Below are 23,016 nucleotides of genomic sequence, written 5' to 3'. Positions count from 1 at the left end.
CCACAGTGCGTATAACCAAATACATTGCGCCCGCCCTCCTTTGCCTGACCACCGTCACCGTCGCGGGCACCGCCACCGCGGAGCCGGTCCAGGCGCCCGAAAAGCCCGCCCTGCAGATCCAGGGCACCGATCACAACATCGGCTACGACGTGGCTCTCTCCACCGACCACCGCTCCGCGGTCAGCACCCTGCAGGCCGGGCACTTCCTCGCCACCTGGGACGGCGAGGCGGTCATCGTCACCGACGACGCGGGTGTCCTGGTGTCCACCGTCCCGTTGAAGTACGACATCGACGGCAAGACAGCGGAATTCACGCCGAAGATCGATCAGGACAACCGCCGGCTCACCCTCACCCCCGTCGCCGAGGTCGAGACGCCCGCCCGCGACATCGACGCGCAACAGCACTTCTTCGACGTGGTCCAGGCCAACATGCCCGCCGTCGCGACGGGTGCGGCGATCGGCGCGACCATCGGCTTCATCGCCGGGTTCCCGCTGGGCCTGTTCGTCATCGACTTCATTACCGCTCCCCTGCTCGCCGTCGTCGGCGGCGTGATCGGCGGCGCCATCGGACTCCAGCTGTCCGGCGGCGATCAGGCCTCCGACGCCGCCCTCGCCTACGTCGACACCCTCGCCCCCGGCGCCTCCAATGTCTTCCGCCCCCTCTTCGCCGCCGTCCCCGCTCCGCCCGCGAACTGAGTTCTCACTCCAGGAAACTCACCGATTCGACGGCCATGCTGTTGGGCCAGTGATACCACCACACGTTCATTTCGCTCGCGAGATCGAACCGGAACGTGTGGCCACTGCCCGGGCCGTCCACAATCGTCCACAGCCCGTTGGGTTGTCCGATCACCTTGCTGACACTGCCGTCGTTCCAGGCGAATTGACCCAGCGACGGCGAAGTCAGACTGTTCCAAGGCAATTCGGCGCTGAAGTGACCCGAGGCGATGCCGGGCAGAAACGGGCTGGCGCAGCCCCAGACATCGGCCTCGCGGCGGATGCTCTGCCCGGCACTGCCGGTGCCCGGAATCATGGTGCCGCTCAACACCCCACCGTGGGCGCAGCCGCCCGAGCCGCCGCCGGGATCCGCGACGGCCTGCGGTACGGACAGGGCCAGGGCCGCTGCACAGCCGGCGGCCGCAACGACACCACAACGAGCGGACATGTCATCAACTCCTCCCCGACCCGGGGACAGCGAAATCGTCGCAACCAGCATAAACCCGCCCATAGGCGAGCGATCGTGAAATGAGTTCGGCCCCCGCTCCGGAATGGAGCGGGGGCCGAATCCTATTGCCTGGCTACAGACTTAGCGGTAGTCGCTGAAGCCGTAGTCGTCCAGCGGCACCGCGGCACCGGTGGAGGTGCCGAAGCCGTCCGGGCTGTAGTAGCTGTCGTCGTAGGACGGGACAGCGTACGCGGCCTGACGCGCCTCTTCGGTGGGCTGCACCTGGATGTTGCGGTAGCGGTTGATACCGGTACCGGCCGGGATCAGCTTACCGATGATCACGTTCTCCTTCAGGCCGATCAGCTTGTCGGAGCGGCAGTTGATCGCGGCGTCCGTGAGCACGCGGGTGGTCTCCTGGAAGGAGGCCGCCGACAGCCACGAATCGGTCGCGAGCGACGCCTTGGTGATACCCATGAGCACCGGACGACCCGAGGCGGGCTCGCCACCCTCCGCGACCACGCGGCGGTTGGCGGCCTCGAACTCGGCGCGCTCCACCAGCGAACCCGGGAGGAACTCGGTCGCACCCGAATCGATGATGGTGACGCGGCGCAGCATCTGGCGGACGATCACCTCGATGTGCTTGTCGTGGATGGACACACCCTGCGAGCGGTACACCTCCTGGACCTCGTGGACCAGGTGGACCTGCACCTGACGCGGGCCCATCACGCGCAGCACCTCGTGCGGATCGGCCGAGCCCTCGAGCAGCTGCTGACCCACCTCGACGTGGTCACCGTCGGCGAGCAGACGCTCGGAGCCGTCGTCGTGCTTGAACACCCGCAGACGCTGACGCTTCGACAGCTTGTCGTACAGGACCTCGTCCGACCCGTCGTCCGGGATGATCGTGATCTTGTAGAAGCGGTCGTCGTCCTCGAGCCGCACGCGACCCGACACCTCGGCGATGGGGGCCTTGCCCTTGGGCACACGAGCCTCGAAGAGCTCCTGCACTCGGGGCAGACCACCCGTGATGTCGTCACCCGCGACACCACCCTGGTGGAAGGTACGCATGGTCAGCTGGGTACCGGGCTCACCGATGGACTGGGCGGCGACGATACCGACGGCCTCACCGATGTCCACCAGCTTGCCGGTCGCCATGGAGCGGCCGTAGCAGGTGGCGCACACGCCGGTGCCGGTGGTGCAGGTCAGCACGGAGCGGACCTTCACCTCGGTGATGCCGGCCTCGAGCAGCGCCTCCAGGGCGGGATCGCCCAGGTCGTGGCCCTTCTCGATGATGACGTTGCCCTTGGCGTCGAGCGCGTCGGTGGCCAGCGTACGAGCGAAGGTGCTGGTCTCCACGTGGGCGTCGCGGATGAGCGAGCCGTCGGCCTGCTTCTCCGCGATCGGCACCACGATGCCGCGCTCGGTGCCACAGTCGGTCTCGCGCACGATGACGTCCTGCGACACGTCCACCAGACGACGGGTCAGGTAACCCGAGTCGGCGGTACGAAGCGCGGTGTCGGCCAGACCCTTTCGCGCACCGTGGGTGTTGATGAAGTACTCCAGAACCGTCAGGCCCTCACGGAAGGAGGACTTGATCGGCTGCGGGATGAACTCACCCTTCGGGTTGGTCACCAGACCCTTCATGCCCGCGAGGGTACGAGTCTGGGTGAAGTTACCCGTGGCGCCCGAGTCGACGATCGTGATGATCGGGTTGTCGGCCGGGTAGTGCGCGCGCAGCGCCTTACCGACCTCTTCGGTCGCTTCCTGCCAGATCTTGACCAGGGCGTTGTTGCGCTCCTGGTGGTCCAGAGCACCACGCTGGTACTTCTTCTCGATCTGATCGGCCTGCGCGTCGTAGCGCGCCATGATCTCCGCCTTCTCCGGCGGAACGAGCACGTCCGACATGGAGACGGTGACGCCCGAACGCGTGGCCCAGTAGAAGCCCGCGTCCTTGAGCTTGTCGACGGTCTGCGCGACGACGATCATCGGGTAGCGCTCGGCGAGATCGTTGATGATCGCGGCCTGGCGCTTCTTCGGCATCGGCTCGTCGATGAACGCGTAGTCCGCCGGGAGCAGATCGTTGAAGAGCACGCGACCCAGGGTGGTCTTGCAGATCCACGCGTCGCCACGCTGCCAGCCGTCCGGGAACAGCTCGGCCTCGACGTCCTTGGGCGGACGCTGATCGGTCAGGCGGACCTTGATCAGCGAGCGCACGGTCAGGTCACCGCGGTCGACGGCCATCTGCGCCTCGGCGGGCGAGGCGTAGACACCGAACTCGGCCGAATCCTTGGTGGCGGCCTTGTACTCGCCCTTCGCGCCCTCTTCCAGGCGGGTCAGGTAGTACAGACCGGTCACCATGTCCAGACGCGGCATGGCGAGCGGACGACCCGAGGCCGGCGACAGGATGTTGTTCGAGGACAGCATCAGGATGCGGGCCTCGGCCTGCGCCTCCGCCGACAGCGGCAGGTGCACGGCCATCTGGTCACCGTCGAAGTCGGCGTTGAACGCCTCACACACCAGCGGGTGCAGCTGGATGGCCTTGCCTTCGACCAGCAGCGGCTCGAAGGCCTGGATACCCAGGCGGTGCAGGGTGGGCGCACGGTTCAGCAGCACCGGGTGCTCGGAGATGACCTCTTCGAGGACATCCCACACCTGGGGACGCTGACGCTCGACCATCCGCTTGGCGGACTTGATGTTCTGCGCGTGGTTCAGGTCGACCAGACGCTTCATGACGAACGGCTTGAACAGCTCGAGCGCCATCAGCTTGGGCAGACCGCACTGGTGCAGCTTCAGCTGCGGGCCGACCACGATGACCGAACGGCCGGAGTAGTCGACACGCTTGCCGAGCAGGTTCTGACGGAAACGACCCTGCTTGCCCTTGAGCAGATCGCTCAGCGACTTCAGCGGGCGGTTACCCGGACCGGTGACCGGACGGCCGCGACGGCCGTTGTCGAACAGCGCGTCCACCGACTCCTGAAGCATGCGCTTCTCGTTGTTCACGATGATCTCGGGCGCACCCAGATCGATCAGTCGCTTCAAACGGTTGTTGCGGTTGATGACGCGGCGGTACAGGTCGTTCAGGTCGGAGGTCGCGAAGCGGCCACCGTCCAGCTGCACCATCGGGCGCAGCTCCGGCGGGATCACCGGCACGGCGTCGAGGACCATGCCCATCGGCGAGTTGCCGTTGGCCTGGAACGCGGCCACGACCTTCAGACGCTTCAGCGCGCGCAGCTTCTTCTGGCCCTTGCCCGTGCGAATGGTCTCGCGCAGGTTCTCGGCCTCGGCCTCGATGTCGAAGGTCTCCATGAGCTTCTGGATCGCCTCGGCACCCATGGCACCGGTGAAGTACTCGCCGTAGCGGTCCTGCAGCTCGCGGTAGAGGACCTCGTCCACGATCAGCTGCTTGGCGGCCAGCTTGGTGAAGGTGGTCCAGATCTCGTCGAGCCGGTCCAGCTCACGCTGGGCGCGGTCGCGCAGCTGACGCATCTCGCGCTCGCCGCCGTCCTTGACCTTGCGGCGGACGTCGGACTTGGCGCCCTCGGCCTCCAGCTCGGCCAGGTCGGCTTCCAGCTTCTGGGCGCGGGCCTCGAGGTCGGCGTCGCGCTGATCGGCGACGGTCTTCTTCTCGACCTCCATCTCGGCCTCGAGCGTGGAGAGCTCGTTGTGACGCAGCTCGTCGTCGACGGCCGTGATCACGTAGGCGGCGAAGTAGATGATCTTCTCGAGATCCTTCGGCGCGAGGTCGAGCAGGTAGCCCAGGCGCGACGGGACACCCTTGAAGTACCAGATGTGGGTGACCGGCGCGGCCAGCTCGATGTGGCCCATGCGCTCACGACGCACCTTGGCGCGAGTCACCTCGACACCACAGCGCTCGCAGATGATGCCCTTGAAGCGGACGCGCTTGTACTTACCGCAGTAGCACTCCCAGTCCCGGGTGGGACCGAAGATCTTCTCGCAGAAGAGGCCGTCCTTCTCCGGCTTCAGCGTGCGGTAGTTGATGGTCTCCGGCTTCTTGACCTCGCCAAACGACCAGTTGCGAATGTCTTCGGCGGTCGCCAGGCCGATCCGGAGTTCATCGAAGAAGTTGACGTCTAGCACGTAACTTCCTTTCCCCTGTTCGGGTTGAGTATGAGCAAAAGTGCAAAAGTCGTTGCCCCGGAGGCCCTTTCGGGCCTCCGAGACCGATCGCTCTTACTGCGCCAGGTCGTCGACCGTCGCAGCCTCGTTGCGGGACAGGTTGATACCCAGGTTCGCCGCGGCGCGCTCCAGGTCCTCGTCGTCGCCGTCGCGCATCTCGATGGCGGCGCCGTCCGAGGACAGCACCTCCACGTTCAGGCAGAGCGACTGGAGCTCCTTGAGCAGAACCTTGAACGACTCCGGGATACCCGGCTCCGGGATGTTCTCGCCCTTGACGATGGCCTCGTACACCTTCACGCGGCCGACCACGTCGTCCGACTTGATGGTGAGGAGTTCCTGCAGCGTGTAGGCCGCGCCGTAGGCCTGCATGGCCCAGCACTCCATCTCACCGAAGCGCTGACCACCGAACTGCGCCTTACCACCCAGCGGCTGCTGCGTGATCATCGAGTACGGACCGGTCGAACGCGCGTGGATCTTGTCGTCGACCAGGTGGTGCAGCTTCAGGATGTACATGTAGCCGACCGAGACCGGGTACGGGAACGGCTCGCCGGAGCGGCCGTCCAGCAGGATGGCCTTGCCGTCGTCGTTGATCATCTTCTCGCCGTCGCGGTTCGGCAGCGTCGAGCCCAGCAGGCCGGTCAGCTCCTCCTCGCGCGCACCGTCGAACACCGGGGTGGCGATGTTCGTGTCGGCGGGCTGGCCGAGCATCTCCTCGGGCAGCTTCTTGGCCCAGTCGGGGGCGCCCTCGACCTGCCAGCCGGTCTTGGCGATGTAACCCAGGTGGGTTTCCAGTACCTGACCGATGTTCATACGACGCGGCACACCGTGGGTGTTCAGGATGATGTCGACCGGGGTGCCGTCGGGCAGGAACGGCATGTCCTCCTGCGGGAGGATCTTGCCGATGACGCCCTTGTTGCCGTGGCGGCCGGCCAGCTTGTCGCCGTCCTGGATCTTGCGCTTCTGCGCGACGTAGACGCGCACCAGCTCGTTGACGCCCGGGGGCAGATCGTCGTCGTCGTCACGCGAGAACACGCGCACGCCGATGACCTTGCCGGACTCACCGTGGGGCACCTTCAGGGAGGTGTCGCGAACCTCGCGGGCCTTCTCACCGAAGATGGCGCGCAGCAGGCGCTCCTCGGGGGTCAGCTCGGTCTCACCCTTCGGGGTGACCTTGCCGACCAGGATGTCGCCGTCGCGGACCTCCGCGCCGATGCGCACGATGCCGCGCTCGTCCAGGTCCGCCAGCACCTCGTCGGAGACGTTCGGGATGTCCCGGGTGATCTCCTCGGCGCCGAGCTTGGTGTCGCGAGCGTCGATCTCGTGCTCCTCGATGTGGATCGAGGTGAGCACGTCGTCCTCAACGAGGCGCTGCGACAGGATGATCGCGTCCTCGTAGTTGTGGCCTTCCCACGGCATGATCGCCACGAGCAGGTTCTTGCCCAGGGCCATCTCACCGTTCTCGGTGCAGGGGCCGTCGGCGAGCACGTGCCCGGCCTCCACGCGCATGCCCTCGTCCACGATCGGACGCTGGTTGGCGCAGGTGCCCTGGTTCGAGCGCTCGAACTTGCGCAGGCGGTAGCTGCGGCGGGTGCCGTCATCGTGCATGACGGTGATGAAGTCGGCCGAAACCTCTTCCACCACACCGGCCTTCTGGTTCACGACCACGTCGCCGGCGTCGACCGCGGCGCGCAGCTCCATGCCGGTGCCGACCAGCGGCGACTCGGAACGGATCAGCGGCACGGCCTGACGCTGCATGTTCGCGCCCATGAGGGCACGGTTGGCGTCGTCGTGCTCGAGGAACGGAATCATGGCGGTCGCGACCGACACCATCTGGCGCGGCGAGACATCCATGTAGTCGATGTCCTTGGCGGGGACGTATTCCATTTCCTCGTTGCCGTGGCGGGCGAGGACGCGCTCCTCGAGGAAGTTGCCGTCCGCGTCGACCGGCGAGTTCGCCTGGGCGCGGATGTGGCGGTCCTCCTCGTCGGCGGTGAGGTACTTGACCTCATCGGTGACGCGGCCGTCGACGACCTTGCGGTACGGGGTTTCGATGAAACCGAACGGGTTAACCCGCGCGTAGACCGAGAGCGAACCGATCAGGCCGATGTTCGGGCCTTCCGGGGTCTCGATCGGGCACATGCGGCCGTAGTGCGACGGGTGGACGTCACGGACCTCCAGGCCGGCGCGCTCACGCGACAGACCACCCGGGCCCAGCGCCGACAGACGACGCTTGTGGGTCAGACCCGAGAGCGGGTTGTTCTGGTCCATGAACTGCGACAGCTGCGAGGTGCCGAAGAACTCCTTGATCGCCGCCACGACGGGACGGATGTTGATCAGGGTCTGCGGGGTGATGGCCTCGACGTCCTGGGTGGTCATGCGCTCACGCACGACGCGCTCCATGCGCGAGAGACCCACGCGGATCTGGTTCTGGATCAGCTCGCCAACCGTCCGCAGACGACGGTTGCCGAAGTGGTCGATGTCATCGACCTCGACCGGAACCTCGACGCCGCCGGGGACGGTCATGAGCTTGTCGCCCTGGTGCAGGCGGACCAGGTACTCGATCGTCGCGACGATGTCTTCCTTGGTCAGCACCGAACCCTGGACGGGCACACCGGCATTGACGCCCAGCTTCTTGTTGACCTTGTAGCGGCCGACGCGGGCCAGGTCGTAGCGCTTCTCCTTGAAGAACAGGTTCTCCAGCAGGGTCTGCGCGGACTCCTTGGTCGGCGGCTCGCCCGGACGCAGCTTGCGGTAGATGTCCAGCAGCGCCTCGTCCTGACCCGGGGTGGAGTCCTTCTCGAGGGTGGACATCATGATCTCGGAGAAACCGAAACGCTCGGTGATCTCCTCGGTGGTCAGGCCCAGGGCCTTCAGCAGCACGGTGACCGGCTGACGACGCTTGCGGTCGATACGCACGCCGACGGTGTCGCGCTTGTCGACGTCGAACTCCAGCCACGCGCCGCGCGACGGGATGACACGCACCGAGTGCAGGGTCTTCTCGGTCGACTTGTCGATGGACTCGTCGAAGTACACACCCGGCGAACGCACGAGCTGCGACACGACCACGCGCTCGGTGCCGTTGATGATGAACGTGCCCTTGTCGGTCATCATCGGGAAATCGCCCATGAAGACCGTCTGAGACTTGATCTCACCGGTGTTGTTGTTGATGAACTCCGCGGTCACGAACAGCGGCGCCGCGTAGGTCATGTCCTTGTCCTTGCACTCCTCGATGGAGGCCTTGACCTCTTCGAAGCGCGGGTCGGAGAAGGACAGCGACATGGAGCCGGAGAAGTCCTCGATCGGAGACAGCTCCTCGAGCACCTCCTCGAGGCCCCCGACGGGGTTTTCGACGTCGCCGCGCGCGATGGCACGCTCACGCCAGTCTGCTGAACCGACCAGCCAGGCGAACGATTCGGTTTGTAGATCGAGAAGTCCGGGAACCTCCAGGGGTTCGCGAATCTTCGCGAAAGACACCCGCTTCGGGGCTCCGGGGATACCGGCCTTGGTCTGGGTGGAGACTGCCAAGATGCGTCCTTCCAGCACCTCACGCGCGTCGCGTGGTGGTCCGCGACCGTCGCTTGTCTGCTACGAATTCCGCTGGTTACGACCCGAACGAAACCCGAACAGCAAACAGCGGAAGTAACACCGGAAGGTGGAACTTTCGTGATGCGATCGAGGTATGGACAGGAGGCAGCCAGCGCAACGTCCAAAACTACACCCAAACCTACGGGGGTGTCAAAGTACCACCCGTGGCGATCCGCGGGCGGCAACTTCGCCCCGGTGTGTCTGTGTCGATATCCGGCGATCAGAACGCCCCTACCAACACAGCGAAGTGACGGTCTTCACCCGGTTTCGGTCGGGCGAGGAGTCCGCTGGCTGCGTTCACGAGGCCCTGGCCGACGTCCTGTCCTTTGTGACAGCCGCCGCTGTTGTGAATAGCGTGACTGGTCGGACGAAACTCGTCAAGTGGCGGTCCGAGTTGACAAATCGCGAGATCGCCTGTCCCGCTACAAGATCACGTCACGACGTCGCACGATGCCGGAAAGACACCGGTCGGAGATGCCTTCCGGCGATTAGTTGCCGATGATCGCGGCGATCACTTGTCGGTGATCTCGGCGGCCAGCCAGTGGCCGTCGACCTTCTGCATACGCAGCACGATCGGGCCCGATGCGAGGGGTTCGGGCTTGCCGTCCTTGACGGCGGAGATGTTCAGGTTGACCAGCAGTTCGGCGTGGTCGCCGGTGAGCAGGGTCACGCCGATCGGGTCGGTCTTGACCTGGGTGTCGGTCTGGGTCTGCTTGATGGTGTCGACCGTGGTGTCGACGTACTTGGCGAAGTCCTTCTGCATCTTGTCGGTGAGCACCGAGTTGACGCCGGCCTTCCACTTGTCGATCTCGGCGGCCTTGTAGCCGTAGAGCGTGGTCAGGGCGTGGTCGGCGGCGGCCTTCACCTCGTCGGTGGCGCCGTTGTCGACATAGGCCAGATTGCCCGAGTCCGAATGCGGCTTGCTCACCCAGTGATTCACCGCACCCGCGGCCGCGAAGGCGAGCAGCAGCACCGACAGTCCGGCGCAGACCGTGGCGACACCCCAGTTACGCCAAAATGCGCCCGGCTCGGTCGCCTTGGAATACTGTTGCCGGGCAGGGTTTTTGGACAGGCTCGGACCGCGCGGGGTGGAGCGCGACGCGGACCGGGAGGAACGCTCGGAGGTGGACCGGGCGTTGCCGGTGTCGCCGGAAGCCTTGGCCCCCTTGGCATTGACGTCCGCGGCGGTGGTGCGGGACGCGGTGCCGCGCTGCGCGGCCGGGCGGCGCGGGGTGGTGACGCGGTTGACGGGGCGTTTGCGATCGGCCATGGGTCACTCCCTCCTAGTTGCCCGGTGCGGGGGTCGAAGTCTGCGGGGTCGAACCCTGTTGCGGCGCCGAGGTGCCCAGCGGCACCGGCTCGCCCAGGTTCTGGGCCTTCTCGGCCTTCCAGGTGCTGCCGACCTTGACCAGGTCCAGCGTCCAGAGCTGGCGGAAGGTGGCGGGCTGGCCGCCGGGCCAGCTGCGGGTGATCTTCAGCACGGCGAAGGCGGAGGCGTGGTCGCGCTCGCTGTTGAGCGAGGTGAGCGTGATGCCCTCGACGTCGGCCTTGATCCGGGTCTTGGAGTCCTGGGCGGTCTGCTTGAGCTGATCCTGCCCCTCCTCCTGCTGCTTCAGCAGGTCACCGGTCATGGATGACCGGATATTTGCCAGCGATCCGTCGATATCGTCCGGATTGATGGACATGAGATTGACGGCGGCCTGCCGGGCATCGGTGAGCGCGGCGTCGCGGGCCTGGGCCCGGGTCTCGTCCCGGTGATCGCCGAACCAGAGGAAGCCGAATACGGCGGCCGCGATGACGGATACGACCAGCAGACCGGCGGCACCCACGGTGACGAGGCTGCGGCTGTCCGACCGCTCGGGCCCGGCGGGCTGATCCAGCACCACGGTCGGCTCCTCCGGGGTGTTTTCGGGAACCGACGGGGTCGTCGGCTTCTCGAGGTTCGCCCCCGATTCGCTGTCCTTGTGCTGGCTCACGCCGCCACCATACTTTCCTCTCTTCGCGTCCCAGCTGGGAGTTCCGTCACCGGGTGCGGGTCACCGCTTGGGCGTGATGCCCATCAGGGTGGACAGCTGGGTCGCGACCGGGTTCAGGTTGAGCTTGTCCGGGTCGTACTTGGGCTTGTCGTCCCACGGCTGCGGGACGCTCGGGTCGGCCAGCTCGGCGCGGGCGCCGCCGCGCACGTCGGTCTCGCTGCCCTGGGGCACCGCGCATCCGGCCTGCGTATTGAACGGGAAGTCGTCGCGGGTGTCGTCGAAGTTCGGGTTCTGGGCCTTCATCTGCTCCAGAATCCGTTGCGTGCCTTCGTATCCCACGGTGCAGGCGGGCGGGTTGTTGGTCTCCAGCACCAGGCCGAAGTGGGTGGTGCCGTCGCCGGGCGCGGTGGAGGAACCACCGAGCGGCAGCAGCGGCAGCATCTGCAGGACCGGGCCGAGGGCGTAGAACTTCGGCGAGATGGCCAGCAGCAGGATGCGCAGGTTGGTCAGGTCCTTGGTGAGGGCCGGACCGCTTTCGGTCAGCAGGCGCTGGATCGAGGAGGCCGCGTCGGTGCCGGTGCCGATGAGTCGGCGGATGTCCGGGTCATTGGACTTCAGCTGCGCGGTCAGCTGGTCGAGGCCGTCGCTGAAGCGCAGGATCGCCGGGGACTGCTCGGCCTGGGTGGCCAGCACGGTATTGGCGGAGCGGATCAGCGCCAGGGTCTGCGGCAGGTTGTCGATGCCGGTGGCGGTGAACTTGTTGAGCGAGTCGACCAGGATCTTGAGATTGTCGCCCTGCCCGTCGAACGCCTTGCCCAGCTCGGTGATGGTGGCGGACAACGCCTTCAGGTCGGTGGTGTTGGCGAAGTGGTCGACGCTGGTGAGCAGATCCTCGACATGGATGGGCGTGGTCGCGCCGTCGATGACCGAGCCTTCGTGCAGATACGGCGAGGTGTCGCTGGTCGGCATCAGGTCCACGTACTGCTCGCCGATGGCGGAACGGTCGGCGATGGCGGCCTTGGCGTTGGCGGGGATCTTGGGCTTGCCGGAGTCCATCTCCAGGGTGATGAGGACACCGTCGGGGGTGATGTCGAGGTTGCCGACCCGGCCCACGGGGACGCCGCGGTAGGTGACCTCGGCGCCCTTGGACAGGTTGCCGGTCTCCTTGGCCAGGACCTTCACCTTGTACAGCCCGAAGCCGAGCATGTTGTCCAGGTGAACGTATTTGGCGCCGACGAACACGACGCCGATGACGGCGATGATCGCGAAGGCGATCAGCTGATTGCGCACCAGACGTGTCATCGCGGACCACCCACTCCCAGCTGCTCGAGGATCGATCCGAGCGGATCTGTCGGGCCGGACGCCCCGGTCGGCCGCGCCACGGTGGGCGGCAGCGGCAGCAGCGAGACCGTCGGCCAGCCGCCGCGCGGCCCGTTGCCGTTGTAGTACGGGTTGGTCGGATCCACGTTGACCTGGCGGCCCGTGGGCGGGATGTAGACCGGATCCTGCTTGCCCACACCGAGATTCGACAGCAGGGTGCCGATCTGCAGATCCACCGACAGCCAGGTGTTGACCTGGCCGCCGAACGCGGACTTGATCGCCTCGTCCGGGAACGGGTACGTGGGGATCAGCGGGAACGCGGTCACCAGATCGTTGGCCGAGCCGCCCAGCGCCTGCAGCGTGGGCCGCAGCGAGGACAGGTCGGTGATCAGGTTGTCCTTGGAGTGGTTCAGCACGTCGAAACCGGCCTGCCCCACCCGATCCAGCTGCTGCAGCATCGAGATCAGCTGCGGCCGTTGCTCGTTGAGGATCTTGATGCCGGCGGGCAGCTCGTCGAGGATCTTGGAGATCTGGGTGGTCTGCTGGCCCACCCGGCTGCTCAGCGTGTCGAGGCTGTCCAGCGCGCGGGTGATATTGCCGACCTCGTCGTCGAGGCCCTTGATCAGGGTGTTGGCCTGGGTCAACAGATCCCGGACCTTGCCTTCGCGACCGCCCAGGGTCTTGTTGAGCTCCACCACGATCGGCTGCAGCTGCGCCACGCCGCCGCCGTTGAGCAGCAGCGAGAGCGCGCCCAGCACCTGCTCCACCTCGGTGGCGGTGCGGGTGTTCTCGACCGGGATCTTCGCGCCGTCCTTCAGCTTGGCCGGATCGGAATCCTTTGCCGGAGCGGACAGTTCGATGTACTTCTCACCCAGCAGGTTGGTCTGCTTGACCTCGGCGCGGGCATTGGCGGGCAGGTTCACGTCATCGTTGACCAGCACCTGCACGCTGGCTTCCCAGGCGTTGTCGGGCGCGATGCGGATCTTGTCGACCCGGCCCACGGCCACGCCGTCCACCTTCACCGTCGACTGCGGGACCAGGTCCAGCACATCGGAGAAGCGGATGTCGAGGTGCATGGGGTGCTTGCCGACGTTCGGGCCACCGGGCAGCGGAATGCTGTCCGCGCCGCAGCCCGCGGCCACCAGGGTGACCGCGCCGAGCGAGGTGGCCATCAGGGCGGCACGTTTCACCCGGCCCCCGCGAATGCGCTTGGCGCTCATCGCTGCCCACCTTCCTGCTGCGACGGCGGCTGCTGGTCGGACGGATTGCCGGGCACCGAGCCGGGCACCGCGTTGCGCTGCTCGTTCTCGCCGGACAGGATGCCGAAGGGCAGCACCAGCGTCGGCGTCTTCACACCCGCGGTGAGCTGATCGGTGATCACCTTGCAGTTGTTCAGGATCGGGCCCAGCTGGCGCGAGATGGCGTCGAACTTGGGGTCGCCGGGACGCAGCTTGCCCAGGTCCAGCATCTTGCAGATGACACCGAAGGGGTCCTGCAGATCGGTGAAGTTGGGCCGCATGTCCAGCGTGCCGGTCTCGGCGTTGTGGACGTTGATCAGGTTGCTCAGCGCGGTCGGGATGAGCGGCAGCGCCTTGGCCAGATCGTCGCGCTGGTCGGCGAGGGTCTGGGTGAGCTTGGTCAGCGCATCGGCGTTGGACTGCACCAGTTCCCGATTGTCGTCGATGAACCGGGCCACGTCGCCGAGCGCGACCGACAGCAGGCTGAGCGCGTCGCCGAGGGTCTGGCGCTCATCGGAGAGGAACCCGGCCAGCGAGGCCAGCTGGGTATTGAAGGTCCGCACCTGGGAGTCGTTGTCGGCCAGGGTCTGCACGAAGGTCTGCAGGTTCTTGACCGTGTCGAAGATGTCGCCGCGCGAATCCGAGAGCGCGTGCGCGGCCTTGGACAGCTGGGTGAAGCTGTTGCCCAGCGCCTCACCGTTGCCGGAGAGGTTGTCCGCGGAGGTGCGCACCAGCTGGTTCAGCGCGCCGTCCTTGTTGGCGCCGTTGGGGCCCAACGCATCCGAGAGCTCCGTGATCGACTTATAGAGCCGGTCCACCTCGACCGGGGTGGCGGTGCGGTCCTTCGGGATCTTGGCGTCGCGGCCCATCTTGGGTCCGCCCTTGTAGGCGGGCGCGAGCTGGATGTAGCGGTCCGACACCACCGACGGGGTGATCTGGGCGGCCTTGGCGTCGGCCGGAATGTCGTATTTGCGATCGACTTCCATGACGACCTGGACGATGTCGCCCTTCGGCGTCACCTTGGTCACGTGGCCGACCGGCACGCCGAGGATGCGGACGTCCGAACCCTCGTAGATGCCGATGGACTTGTCGAAGTCGGCGGTGATGGTCGTCGTGTTGAGCTTCTGGAAGCCCCACCACGCGACCGCCGCGAGCGCGACCCCGAGGACGGCCACCAGGGCGATGACCTTGTTCTTGGTGCTGGTGCCGCGCACAGCGGCCAGCGGATTCTTCGCCACGGGTTAACCTCCCAACTTTCGGATCGGATCGCGGTAGCCCGGAACATCCGGCAGCGCGGGCGGAATCAGGTTGGTGATGACCGCGTCGAACCAGCGGCCGGTGCCCAGCACATTGGAGTACAGCCCGTAGAAGGGCGCCGCCAGGGTGAGGGTCTTGGAGATATCGGCCTGATGGTCGTTGAGCAGGTCGATGGTCTTGTTGAGGTTGGTCAGCGCCGGGCCGATCTGCTCCTCGTTGTCCTTGACCAGCGCGGTCAGTTCCGCCGCAATGGTTTTCGCGCCGGTGAGCAGCTGATGGATGGCCTGCTGGCGCACGTTCAGCTCGGCCAGCAGCTCGCCGCCGTTGGCGATGAGCCGCTCGAACTGCTGATTGCGGTCCGCGAGCACCTTGGAGGTGGTCTTGGTGGCGGCGAACAGCTTCTTCAGCTGATCGTCACGTTTCGCCAGGGTTTCCGAGAGCCGGGCGACACCGTCGATGGAGCCGCGCAGTTCCGGCGGGGTCGCCGAGAACGCGTCGGAGAGCACCTGGAAGCTCTGCGCGAGCTGGGTGGTGTTGGTCTCCTCGATGTTCTTGGCGGCGTCGCTGAAGGCGTCCACCACGTCATAGGGAGACACGGTGCGCGACAACGGGATCACGTCCGAGGGGTTGAGGATCTTGGTGCCCTTGGGGTCGAGCGCCAGATACTTCTGCCCGAGCAGCGTCTTGATCTGGATGGAGGCGGTGGTCTCGTTGCCGACCCAGGCGTCCTGGGTGCGGAAGTCCACCAGCACCTTGTCGCCCTTCAGGCGGACGTCGGAGACCGAGCCCACCTTCACACCGGCGATGCGGACCTCGTTGCCCTTCTTCAGGCCCGCGGCCTCGGAGAATTCGGCGGTGTACTTGGTACCGGCCGACAGCAGCGGCAGCTTGTCCAGGCTGAACGCGGACATGGTCACCAGCAGCACCATGAGCAGGCCGAGCCCGCCCATGAAAACCGGACTGCGCTTGCCCAATACGACGCGGTCGTCCATCAGCGGCCTCCCTTCCCATGGCAGCGCGGGGCCGGATTCGTGTAGATCGGCTGATTCACCGTCGGCATGTTCTGCAGTGCGGGCGGGAAGTTCAGCTGCGGCGCGTCCTTGAGCCCCGGCCCGGCGACGATATCGATGCCGCACAGGTAGAACTGGAACCACGAGCCGTAGGACGCCGCGCGCCCGAGCTTCTCCATCTTGATGGGCAGGTTGGTCAGGCCCTCGTCGACCTCGTCCTTGCGGTCGTTGAGCGTGCCGGTCAGCTGGTTCAGGCCCGCGATGGCGCCCTGCAGGTTCGGCCGCACCGGGACCAGCAGGTCCGCGGTGGCCGAGGCCAGATTGCCCAGCGAGGTGACGGCCGAGCCGATGGTGCCGCGCTCCGCGTTCAACCCGGTGACCAGCGCCTCGGTATTCACGATCAGCTGGTCCAGCTGGTCGCCGCGCGAATTGATGCTGTCGAGAACGGCATTCAGGTTCTTGATCAGCTCACCGATCACCGCGTCCTTGTCGGCCACCTTGTTGGTGAGCGAGGCGGTATTGGCGACCAGATCCGCGATGGTGCCGGATTCGCCCTGGAAGACCTGGATGATCTCGTAGGACAGCTTGTTCACGTCCTCGGGCGTGAGGGTCTGGAACAGCGGCCGGAAACCGTTGAACAGCTCGGTCAGATTGACCGCGGGCTTGGTGCGCTCCAGCGGAATCGTCGCGCCCTTGTTCATCTTGTGGCCCTGCTGTCCGGTGCCCTGCTCCAGCGCGATGTAGCGCTGGCCCACCAGGTTCCGGTACTTGATGGTCGCGGTGGTGGAGGCGGGCAGCCAATCCCGGTCGGTCAGTTCGAATTCCACATTGGCCAGGCGCTTGTCCACGATGGACACATTGGTCACCTTGCCGACGCGGACACCGGCGATGCGCACCTCGTCGCCCTTGTTCAGGGAGGTCACATCGGTGAAGCGGGCATTGAACTTGGTGCCGCCGCCACCGTAGTTGGCGATGGTCAGCGCCAGCACGCCCGTCAGGAAGACCGTGACGAGAATGAAGGCGATCAGTTTGGTCAGCGTCGGCCCGAGGCCGCGCAGCAGATCCTTCACTTGACGCTCACCTCACTGCCGCGGAACGCCGGGGCGGCGATCTTGGTCACCCAGCTCGGCACCTGCTCCGGCGAAACACCGTGCGCGGCACCATAGATCGCGCCCAGGGCCTGCGACTCCTGCGGCGAGTAGGCGGTGGTCGGCGTGTAGGGGCCGTACACCTTGTACTGCGGCTCGGGCATCTTGCCGATGTTCTGGTCGCCCGGATTGCGGGTGGGCGGCTGGTAGGAGCCGTCATTGGCGGAACCATTGGTGTACTGGCCCGGGTCGGTGCCCGGCGGGTACATCGGCACGCACATGGGGCCGCGCGGATCGAACCAGCGCGGCTCGTCCTGGTTGGGGACGTAGCGGCCGCGCGGATTCACGATCGATACGCTCACCCGCGAGCCCGGCAGGTCGGTGCCCTTGCCGAAGATCTGGTCGATGCGCGGCTTGAGCTCCGCGAAACCGGCCAGCGCGCAGCTGTAGGCGGGCGAGTACTTGGCCAGCGCCTCGAGCGCGGGCCGCGAGTCGGCGGCCACGTCGATGATGTTGTCGCGGTTGGCGAGCAGGAAGTCGGCGGTGGTGGCGGCGCTCGGGGTGAGCGTGGCCATCAGGGTGTCGATCTGCGAACGCTTCTGCACGATGGTCGCGTTGGTGGTGCGCAGGTTGTCCAGCGCGTCCACCAGCTGCGGTGCGGCGGCGGCATAGGTGGTCGCCACATCGGCCAGGCTCTTGAGATCCTGTTGCAGCGTGGGCATCTCACCGTTGACCTGCGTGATGATGGTGTCGAGCCGGTCCACCGTCTTGCCCAGCTCCTCGCCCTGACCCTGCAGCGCGTTGGACAGCGCGCCCAGCGTGGAGGACAGGTACTGCGGCGGAATCGCCTGCAGCAGCGGCAGGATGTGGTCCAGCAGCTGGCTCACCTCGACGGCATTGCCGCTGGTGTCCTGGTGCAGGGTGACGCCCGCGGTGAGGTGCCCCTGCGGGTTCTCGGGCCACACCAGATCGATGTAGCGCTCGCCGAACAGCGTCTTGGGCAGCAGTCGCGCGGTCACATTGGCCGGGATCTCACTCGCCTTGGACGGGTCGATGGCCAGGTCCAGCTTGACGTTCTTGCCGTCGTAATCGCTGGACCGCAGCTCGCCGACGGTGACGCCGCGGACCTTCACATCCGCGTTGCGGGTCAGGGCGTTTCCGACGGTGTCGGTGATCAGGTTGACCCGCACCGTATCCACGAACTGCTTGTTGTAGACGGCGATGGTGGTCCAGAGGAAAAGGGCGACCAGTACGAAGAACAGCACACCGAGGGTCCGGGTGCGCAGCTTCTCGGTCGATCGCCAGAACTGCACACGCTGAGGGTTGCTCATCCCGCCACCCGCACCGTCGTGGTCGTACCCCAGATGGCCAGGGACAGGAAGAAGTCCAGCACGTTGATGAGCACGATCGCGGCACGCACCGCGCGGCCCACGGCCACACCCACGCCCGCGGGGCCACCGCTGGCGTTGTAGCCGTAGTAGCAGTGCACCAGGATGATGACGAACGCGAAGACCAGCACCTTCACGAACGAATAGAGCACGTCCTCGGGTGGCAGGAACAGGCTGAAGTAGTGGTCATAGGAACCACTCGATTGCCCGTTGAAGTAGATGCTGATCAACCGCGAGGCCAGGTAGGTGCCCAGCAGGCCGACCACGTACAGCGGAATCACCGCGAGGAAGCCCGCGATGGCACGCGTGGTCACCAGGAACGGCACCGACGGCACCGCCATCACCTCGAGCGCGTCGATCTCCTCGGAGATGCGCATGGCGCCCAGCTGCGCGGTGAAGCCACAGCCGACGGTCGCCGAAAGTGCCAGTGCCGCAACCAGTGGCGCGAGCTCACGGGTGTTGATGTACCCGGTCAGGAAGCCGGTGAGGACACCGGAGCCGAGGGCGTCGAGGGCTTTGAAGCCCTGCAGGCCCACGACCACGCCGACCGAGGCCGACATGAACACGATCACGCCGATGGTGCCGCCGATGACCGCCAGCGCGCCCGAACCGAAGGTCACCTCGGCCAGCAGCCGCATGACCTCCTTGCGGAAGTGCACGATGGTTCTCGGGATGGCCCCGATGGCCTTCGAGTAGAAGGACATCTGGTCGCCGGCCTTGTCGACCAGATTCACCGGGGCCTCGAGCACAGGCTTCACCCGGCGCGCCGACCGGGAGAACACGGTGGAACGCTGCGAAACAACCATGGATCACGCGCCCTTTGCGGGGACGACCTGAAGATAGATCAGGGTGAGGACCAGATTCAGGAAGAACAAGACGAGGAACGTGATCACCACGGACTGGTTCACCGCGTCACCCACTCCTTTCGGTCCCCCCTTCGGATGCAGGCCCTTGTAGGCGGCGATCACACCCGCCACCAGACCGAAGATCAGCGCCTTGATCTCGCCGATCACCAGGTCCGGGATCTGGGCGAGGGCGGAGAAGGACGCCAGGTACGCGCCCGGGGTGCCGCCCTGCAGCCCCACGTTGAAGAAGTAGCCGCCGCAGATGCCGACCACCGAGACCAGGCCGTTGAGCAGGAAGGCGACCAGCATCATGCCCAGCACGCGCGGAACCACCAGGCGCTGAATGGGATCGATGCCGAGGACCTCCATGGCGTCGATCTCCTCGCGGATGGTGCGCGAGCCGAGATCGGCGGCCACGGCCGAACCGGCCGCGCCGGCGATGATCAGTGCGGTCACCACCGGTGCGGCTTGCTGGACGGTGGCCAGCACGGAGGTCGCGCCGGTGAAGTTCTCCGCACCCAGCTGCTTGATGAGCGAGCCGGTCTGCAGGGCCACCACGGCGCCGAACGGGATTGCCACCAGGGCGGCCGGGAGGATCGAGACACTCGCGATGAACCACGACTGTTCGATGAACTCCCGAACCTGGAAAGGCCGGCGGAACGTCTTCCGGAGCACGTCCAGAAACAGTGCGAAGATGTTGCCGGCCTGGGCAAGTCCCGACTCGACCGGGGTGCGCAGTCGCGTCAGGGTGGGATTCACGCCGCGTATGTTACCCGTTAGTCAGGTTCTGTCGAACCGTGGTGTCGTACCCGCCGGTATAGGCGGGAATCACCTGTGTGTCGGGATCATCGCCGTTCTGCTCCATCGACTCCCGAATCGCTTCCTGAGCGGCCGGGGGCAGGGTGTGCATGATCTGGCGGACCCGCTCGCGACGGCGGGCGACGGCGCCGCGGACCGGCATGCCCGGCGTGGCGCGCATCTGCGGGATGATGCCCTCGATCTCCTCCGCGCCACCGCTGTGGTGACCGGCGTCGAACATGGCCTGCTCGCGGGCCATCTGGGCTTCGTCCTTCTCCTCGGACATACCGATGGGGCCCTGCATGCGGCCGTTGAGGAACTGCTTGACCACCGGCTCCTCCGAGGTGAGCAGCACCTCGCGGGGACCGAACATGACCAGGTTGCGGCGGAACAGCATGCCGATGTTGTCCGGCACGGTACGGGCCAGGTTGATGTTGTGCGTGACGATCAGGATCGTGGCGTCGATCTGCGAGTTGATGTCGATCAGCAACTGCGAAAGATAGGTGGTGCGAACGGGATCCAGGCCGGAGTCCGGCTCGTCGACGAGGATGATCTGCGGGTCCAGCACCAGCGCGCGGGCCAGACCGGCACGCTTGCGCATACCACCGGAGATCTCACCCGGGAGCTTGCCCTCGGCGCCGAGCAGACCGGTCAGCTCGAGCTTCTCCATGACGATCTTCTTGATCTCGGATTCGCTCTTCTTGGTGTGCTCGCGCAGCGGGAAGGCCGTGTTGTCGAACAGGTTCATGGATCCGAACAGCGCGCCGTCCTGGAAGAGGACGCCGAACAGCTTGCGGATCTCGTAGAGCTCCTTGTTGGAGCAGGTGGTGATGTCGGTGCCATCGATGTAGATCGAGCCCTTCTCCGGACGGAGCAGACCGATCAACGACTTGAGGAAGACGGACTTACCGGTACCGGACGGGCCGAGCAGAGCGCTGACTTCCCCCGGGGGCAGCGTCAGAGTGACGTCCTGCCAAATACGCTGAGAACCGAACGACTTCGTGATGCCTTCGGTCCTGACCTCGACGCCCACGCCAACCTCCACTTTCTCCGACGAGCGCCCTACATGTAACCCCGAGCCACAATTTTCGCGCGGTGTGGCGCGTCACAGTAGGTTCGGCCACTGTATCGCATATATACCGTCTCGGACACCGGGACCTGACTGGTCGGTAGAAAGTTTCATTCCACAGTCGCGATCACGGGTGAATCACGACGGCAGAATACGCGAAAAGAGCGGCCCCCCAATGGGAACCGCTCTTTTCACAAGCAATGACGCGCCGGGATGTAGCCCGGCACAATCTCCGTCTTACTTGACGGTGATCTTGGCGCCGGCCTCTTCGAGCTTGGCCTTGGCGGCCTCGGCGGCCTCCTTGTTGACCTTCTCCAGGATGGCCTTCGGGGCACCCTCGACCAGGTCCTTGGCTTCCTTCAGGCCCAGGCCGGAGACGATCTCGCGAACGACCTTGATGACCTGGATCTTCTTGTCGCCGGCACCCTCGAGGATGACGTCGAACTCGTCCTGCTCCTCGGCAGCCTCGGCCGGGGCAGCGCCACCGGCGACCGCGGCGACGGCGACCGGAGCAGCGGCGGTGACCTCGAACTTGTCCTCGAACGCCTTCACGAACTCGGACAGCTCCAGCAGGGTCATGCCGGCGAAGGTCTCGAGCAGCTCATCAACGTTGGCCATTGATATTTCCTTTCGTAGGTTCGTCGCTGTGTGGACAGCGGCGAATAGGTTTGGGGTAGTGACTTATTCGGCGTCGGCAGCAGCGTCGGCGGCCGGAGCGGCAGCGCCGCCCTCGGTCTGCTTCTTCTCCTGCAGGGCCGCGAGCAGGCGCGCGACCTGGTTGCCGGGGGCAGCGAACAGGCCGGCGGCCTTGGACAGGTTGCCCTTCATGGCGCCGGCCAGCTTGGCCAGCAGCACCTCGCGCGACTCCAGGTCGGCGATGCGCTCGACCTCGGACACGGACAGCGCCTGGCCGTCCATGTAGCCGCCCTTGATGATGAGCGCCTTGTTGTCCTTGGCGAACGCCTTCAGCGCCTTCGCGGCGTCGACCGGCTCACCCGTAATGAAGGTGATGGCGGTCGGACCGACGAACAAGTCATCCAGGCCTTCCACGCCCGCCTCGGCGGCGGCACGCTTGACCAGGGTGTTCTTGGCGACGGAGTAGGTGGCGTTCGCGCCGAGCGCACGACGCAGCTCGGTGATCTTGCCGACGGACAGGCCACGGTATTCCGTGACGACAGTCGCGGTGGACGACTTGAACTGCTCAGTGATCTCCGCGACCGCGGTGACCTTCTCAGCCTTTGCCATACTTCGCCTCCTCTCTGGATGGTCGGTTCTCGTATGAACTACCGAGTTCCGCCACAGGGGTCAGCGAACGAAAAACGCCCCGGACGCAGAGGTCCCGGGGCGTAGAAGAAACGGTGCGAGCCTGGGCCCGCGGTTTCCCTTACCTCGGCTCTCCCTGCGTGGGCCGCCAGCGCTAGCGCCGGACCTTCAGCCGCCTCTCGGCGGCAACCAACGGTCTTCGGTAGAACGATTTGGGGGTGATCATCAACAGGTGCTCCGAAAAGCTTCTCAATGACCGTCGTCCAATATAGCGGACGCGCATCTAACCAGCAAAATCGAGGTGGAATCCGGCCCCGACCCCGCCGCGACGGTCCAGATCCTCGAGGATCGCGGTCATCGACGAGCTCCCGCCCCACACCCATTGATTCCCGATCAGCGCCTCGTCGACCACCACCGGCGCTCCCGAATCACCGGGAAACTCGGGGACGGTGGTCACCAGGTACGGGCCCATCGACGTGAGCGTCGTACCGCAGGTCCGGCCGCTGGTATTGCCCTGCTTGCACACCGCGGTCCCCTCCGGCGGTGGCGCCGCGATCCGGCGAATCGTGGTATCCCCCACCGTCGCAACGGGATTCACCTTCGAGCGGTCGAAAACGATGACGGCGTAGTCCAGCCCCACCCCGTGCGGCCCGGGCCCGATCGGATTGCCGCCGCTGACGTAGTCGACGGTCCCGATCCGCCCGAGCGACGGATCGCGCCCCGGCCCGTTCTCGACCGCCGACTGCAAATAGACCGCATCTCCCGGCTCATAAGCGCAGTGCGCATTCGTGAGCCCGACCAGATTTCCCCCCGCATCCGACCCGATCGCGGTCAGCGTGCAGAAGTGCAGCAATGAGATCGACCCCACCGGCACTCCCCACTGC

The 23,016-nt window shown here is 66.0% G+C and carries 18 protein-coding genes; 1 reads left to right on the top strand and 17 read right to left on the bottom strand.

Annotated features, from left to right (window positions below):
• Nucleotides 1-5: 5 nt before the first annotated feature.
• Complete coding sequence (locus ACAM49_RS19835; protein ID WP_369637014.1) at nucleotides 6-695, top strand: hypothetical protein; 690 nt, start codon at nucleotides 6-8, stop codon at nucleotides 693-695.
• Nucleotides 696-699: 4 nt separating this feature from the next.
• Here the strand turns inward: ACAM49_RS19835 and ACAM49_RS19830 are convergent, their stop codons facing one another.
• The 17 genes from ACAM49_RS19830 to ACAM49_RS19750 form a co-directional block, all read right to left on the bottom strand.
• Nucleotides 700-1,161, bottom strand: a complete 462-nt coding sequence (locus ACAM49_RS19830; RefSeq protein WP_369637013.1) for a hypothetical protein — start codon at nucleotides 1,159-1,161, stop codon at nucleotides 700-702.
• Nucleotides 1,162-1,302: 141 nt separating this feature from the next.
• Nucleotides 1,303-5,256, bottom strand: a complete 3,954-nt coding sequence (locus ACAM49_RS19825; RefSeq protein WP_369637012.1) for a DNA-directed RNA polymerase subunit beta' — start codon at nucleotides 5,254-5,256, stop codon at nucleotides 1,303-1,305.
• Between the two features lie 93 nt (nucleotides 5,257-5,349).
• Entirely contained in the window at nucleotides 5,350-8,838 is a 3,489-nt protein-coding gene (locus tag ACAM49_RS19820) for a DNA-directed RNA polymerase subunit beta (RefSeq protein WP_369637011.1), read from the bottom strand.
• Nucleotides 8,839-9,391: 553 nt separating this feature from the next.
• Nucleotides 9,392-10,150, bottom strand: coding sequence for a hypothetical protein (locus ACAM49_RS19815; RefSeq protein WP_369637010.1), 759 nt, complete (start codon nucleotides 10,148-10,150; stop codon nucleotides 9,392-9,394).
• 13 nt (nucleotides 10,151-10,163) lie between these two features.
• On the bottom strand, nucleotides 10,164-10,856 hold the full coding sequence (locus ACAM49_RS19810) for a hypothetical protein (protein ID WP_369637009.1): 693 nt from the start codon (nucleotides 10,854-10,856) through the stop codon (nucleotides 10,164-10,166).
• A gap of 60 nt (nucleotides 10,857-10,916) precedes the next feature.
• A complete protein-coding gene (locus tag ACAM49_RS19805; protein ID WP_369637008.1) occupies nucleotides 10,917-12,158 on the bottom strand; it encodes an MCE family protein in 1,242 nt (413 codons plus the stop codon).
• Nucleotides 12,155-13,348, bottom strand: coding sequence for an MCE family protein (locus ACAM49_RS19800; protein WP_369637033.1), 1,194 nt, complete (start codon nucleotides 13,346-13,348; stop codon nucleotides 12,155-12,157). Before ACAM49_RS19800 ends, ACAM49_RS19805 begins: the two co-directional genes overlap by 4 nt.
• Nucleotides 13,349-13,392: 44 nt before the next feature.
• Nucleotides 13,393-14,652 (bottom strand): MCE family protein, encoded by a 1,260-nt coding sequence (locus ACAM49_RS19795; protein ID WP_369637007.1) that lies wholly within the window; start codon nucleotides 14,650-14,652, stop codon nucleotides 13,393-13,395.
• Nucleotides 14,653-14,655: 3 nt separating this feature from the next.
• Entirely contained in the window at nucleotides 14,656-15,663 is a 1,008-nt protein-coding gene (locus ACAM49_RS19790) for an MCE family protein (protein ID WP_369637006.1), read from the bottom strand.
• A complete protein-coding gene (locus ACAM49_RS19785; RefSeq protein ID WP_369637032.1) occupies nucleotides 15,663-16,739 on the bottom strand; it encodes an MCE family protein in 1,077 nt (358 codons plus the stop codon). Before ACAM49_RS19785 ends, ACAM49_RS19790 begins: the two co-directional genes overlap by 1 nt.
• An 8-nt stretch (nucleotides 16,740-16,747) precedes the next feature.
• Nucleotides 16,748-18,100 carry an MCE family protein gene (locus ACAM49_RS19780; RefSeq protein ID WP_369637005.1) on the bottom strand — a complete coding sequence of 451 codons (1,353 nt, stop codon included), beginning with the start codon at nucleotides 18,098-18,100 and terminating at the stop codon, nucleotides 16,748-16,750.
• Nucleotides 18,097-18,963: an ABC transporter permease gene (locus ACAM49_RS19775; RefSeq protein WP_051179525.1), complete on the bottom strand. Its 867-nt coding sequence runs from the start codon at nucleotides 18,961-18,963 to the stop codon at nucleotides 18,097-18,099. Before ACAM49_RS19775 ends, ACAM49_RS19780 begins: the two co-directional genes overlap by 4 nt.
• Nucleotides 18,964-18,966: 3 nt before the next feature.
• Nucleotides 18,967-19,761: an ABC transporter permease gene (locus ACAM49_RS19770; protein ID WP_040813464.1), complete on the bottom strand. Its 795-nt coding sequence runs from the start codon at nucleotides 19,759-19,761 to the stop codon at nucleotides 18,967-18,969.
• A gap of 10 nt (nucleotides 19,762-19,771) precedes the next feature.
• A complete protein-coding gene (locus ACAM49_RS19765; protein WP_040813465.1) occupies nucleotides 19,772-20,833 on the bottom strand; it encodes an ABC transporter ATP-binding protein in 1,062 nt (353 codons plus the stop codon).
• 273 nt (nucleotides 20,834-21,106) lie between these two features.
• Nucleotides 21,107-21,487: a 50S ribosomal protein L7/L12 gene (rplL, locus tag ACAM49_RS19760; RefSeq protein ID WP_040813467.1), complete on the bottom strand. Its 381-nt coding sequence runs from the start codon at nucleotides 21,485-21,487 to the stop codon at nucleotides 21,107-21,109.
• Between the two features lie 63 nt (nucleotides 21,488-21,550).
• Nucleotides 21,551-22,114: a 50S ribosomal protein L10 gene (rplJ, locus tag ACAM49_RS19755; RefSeq protein ID WP_040813468.1), complete on the bottom strand. Its 564-nt coding sequence runs from the start codon at nucleotides 22,112-22,114 to the stop codon at nucleotides 21,551-21,553.
• A gap of 301 nt (nucleotides 22,115-22,415) precedes the next feature.
• Nucleotides 22,416-23,016, bottom strand: a 601-nt coding sequence (locus ACAM49_RS19750) for a hypothetical protein (protein ID WP_369637004.1), incomplete at its 5' end; no start/stop codon positions are given.

This window comes from Nocardia sp. JMUB6875 (assembly GCF_041154655.1).
GTDB lineage: Bacteria > Actinomycetota > Actinomycetes > Mycobacteriales > Mycobacteriaceae > Nocardia.
The sequence above is the reverse complement of the archived record's forward strand: the minus strand, read 5'-3'. Positions and strand labels throughout refer to the sequence as shown.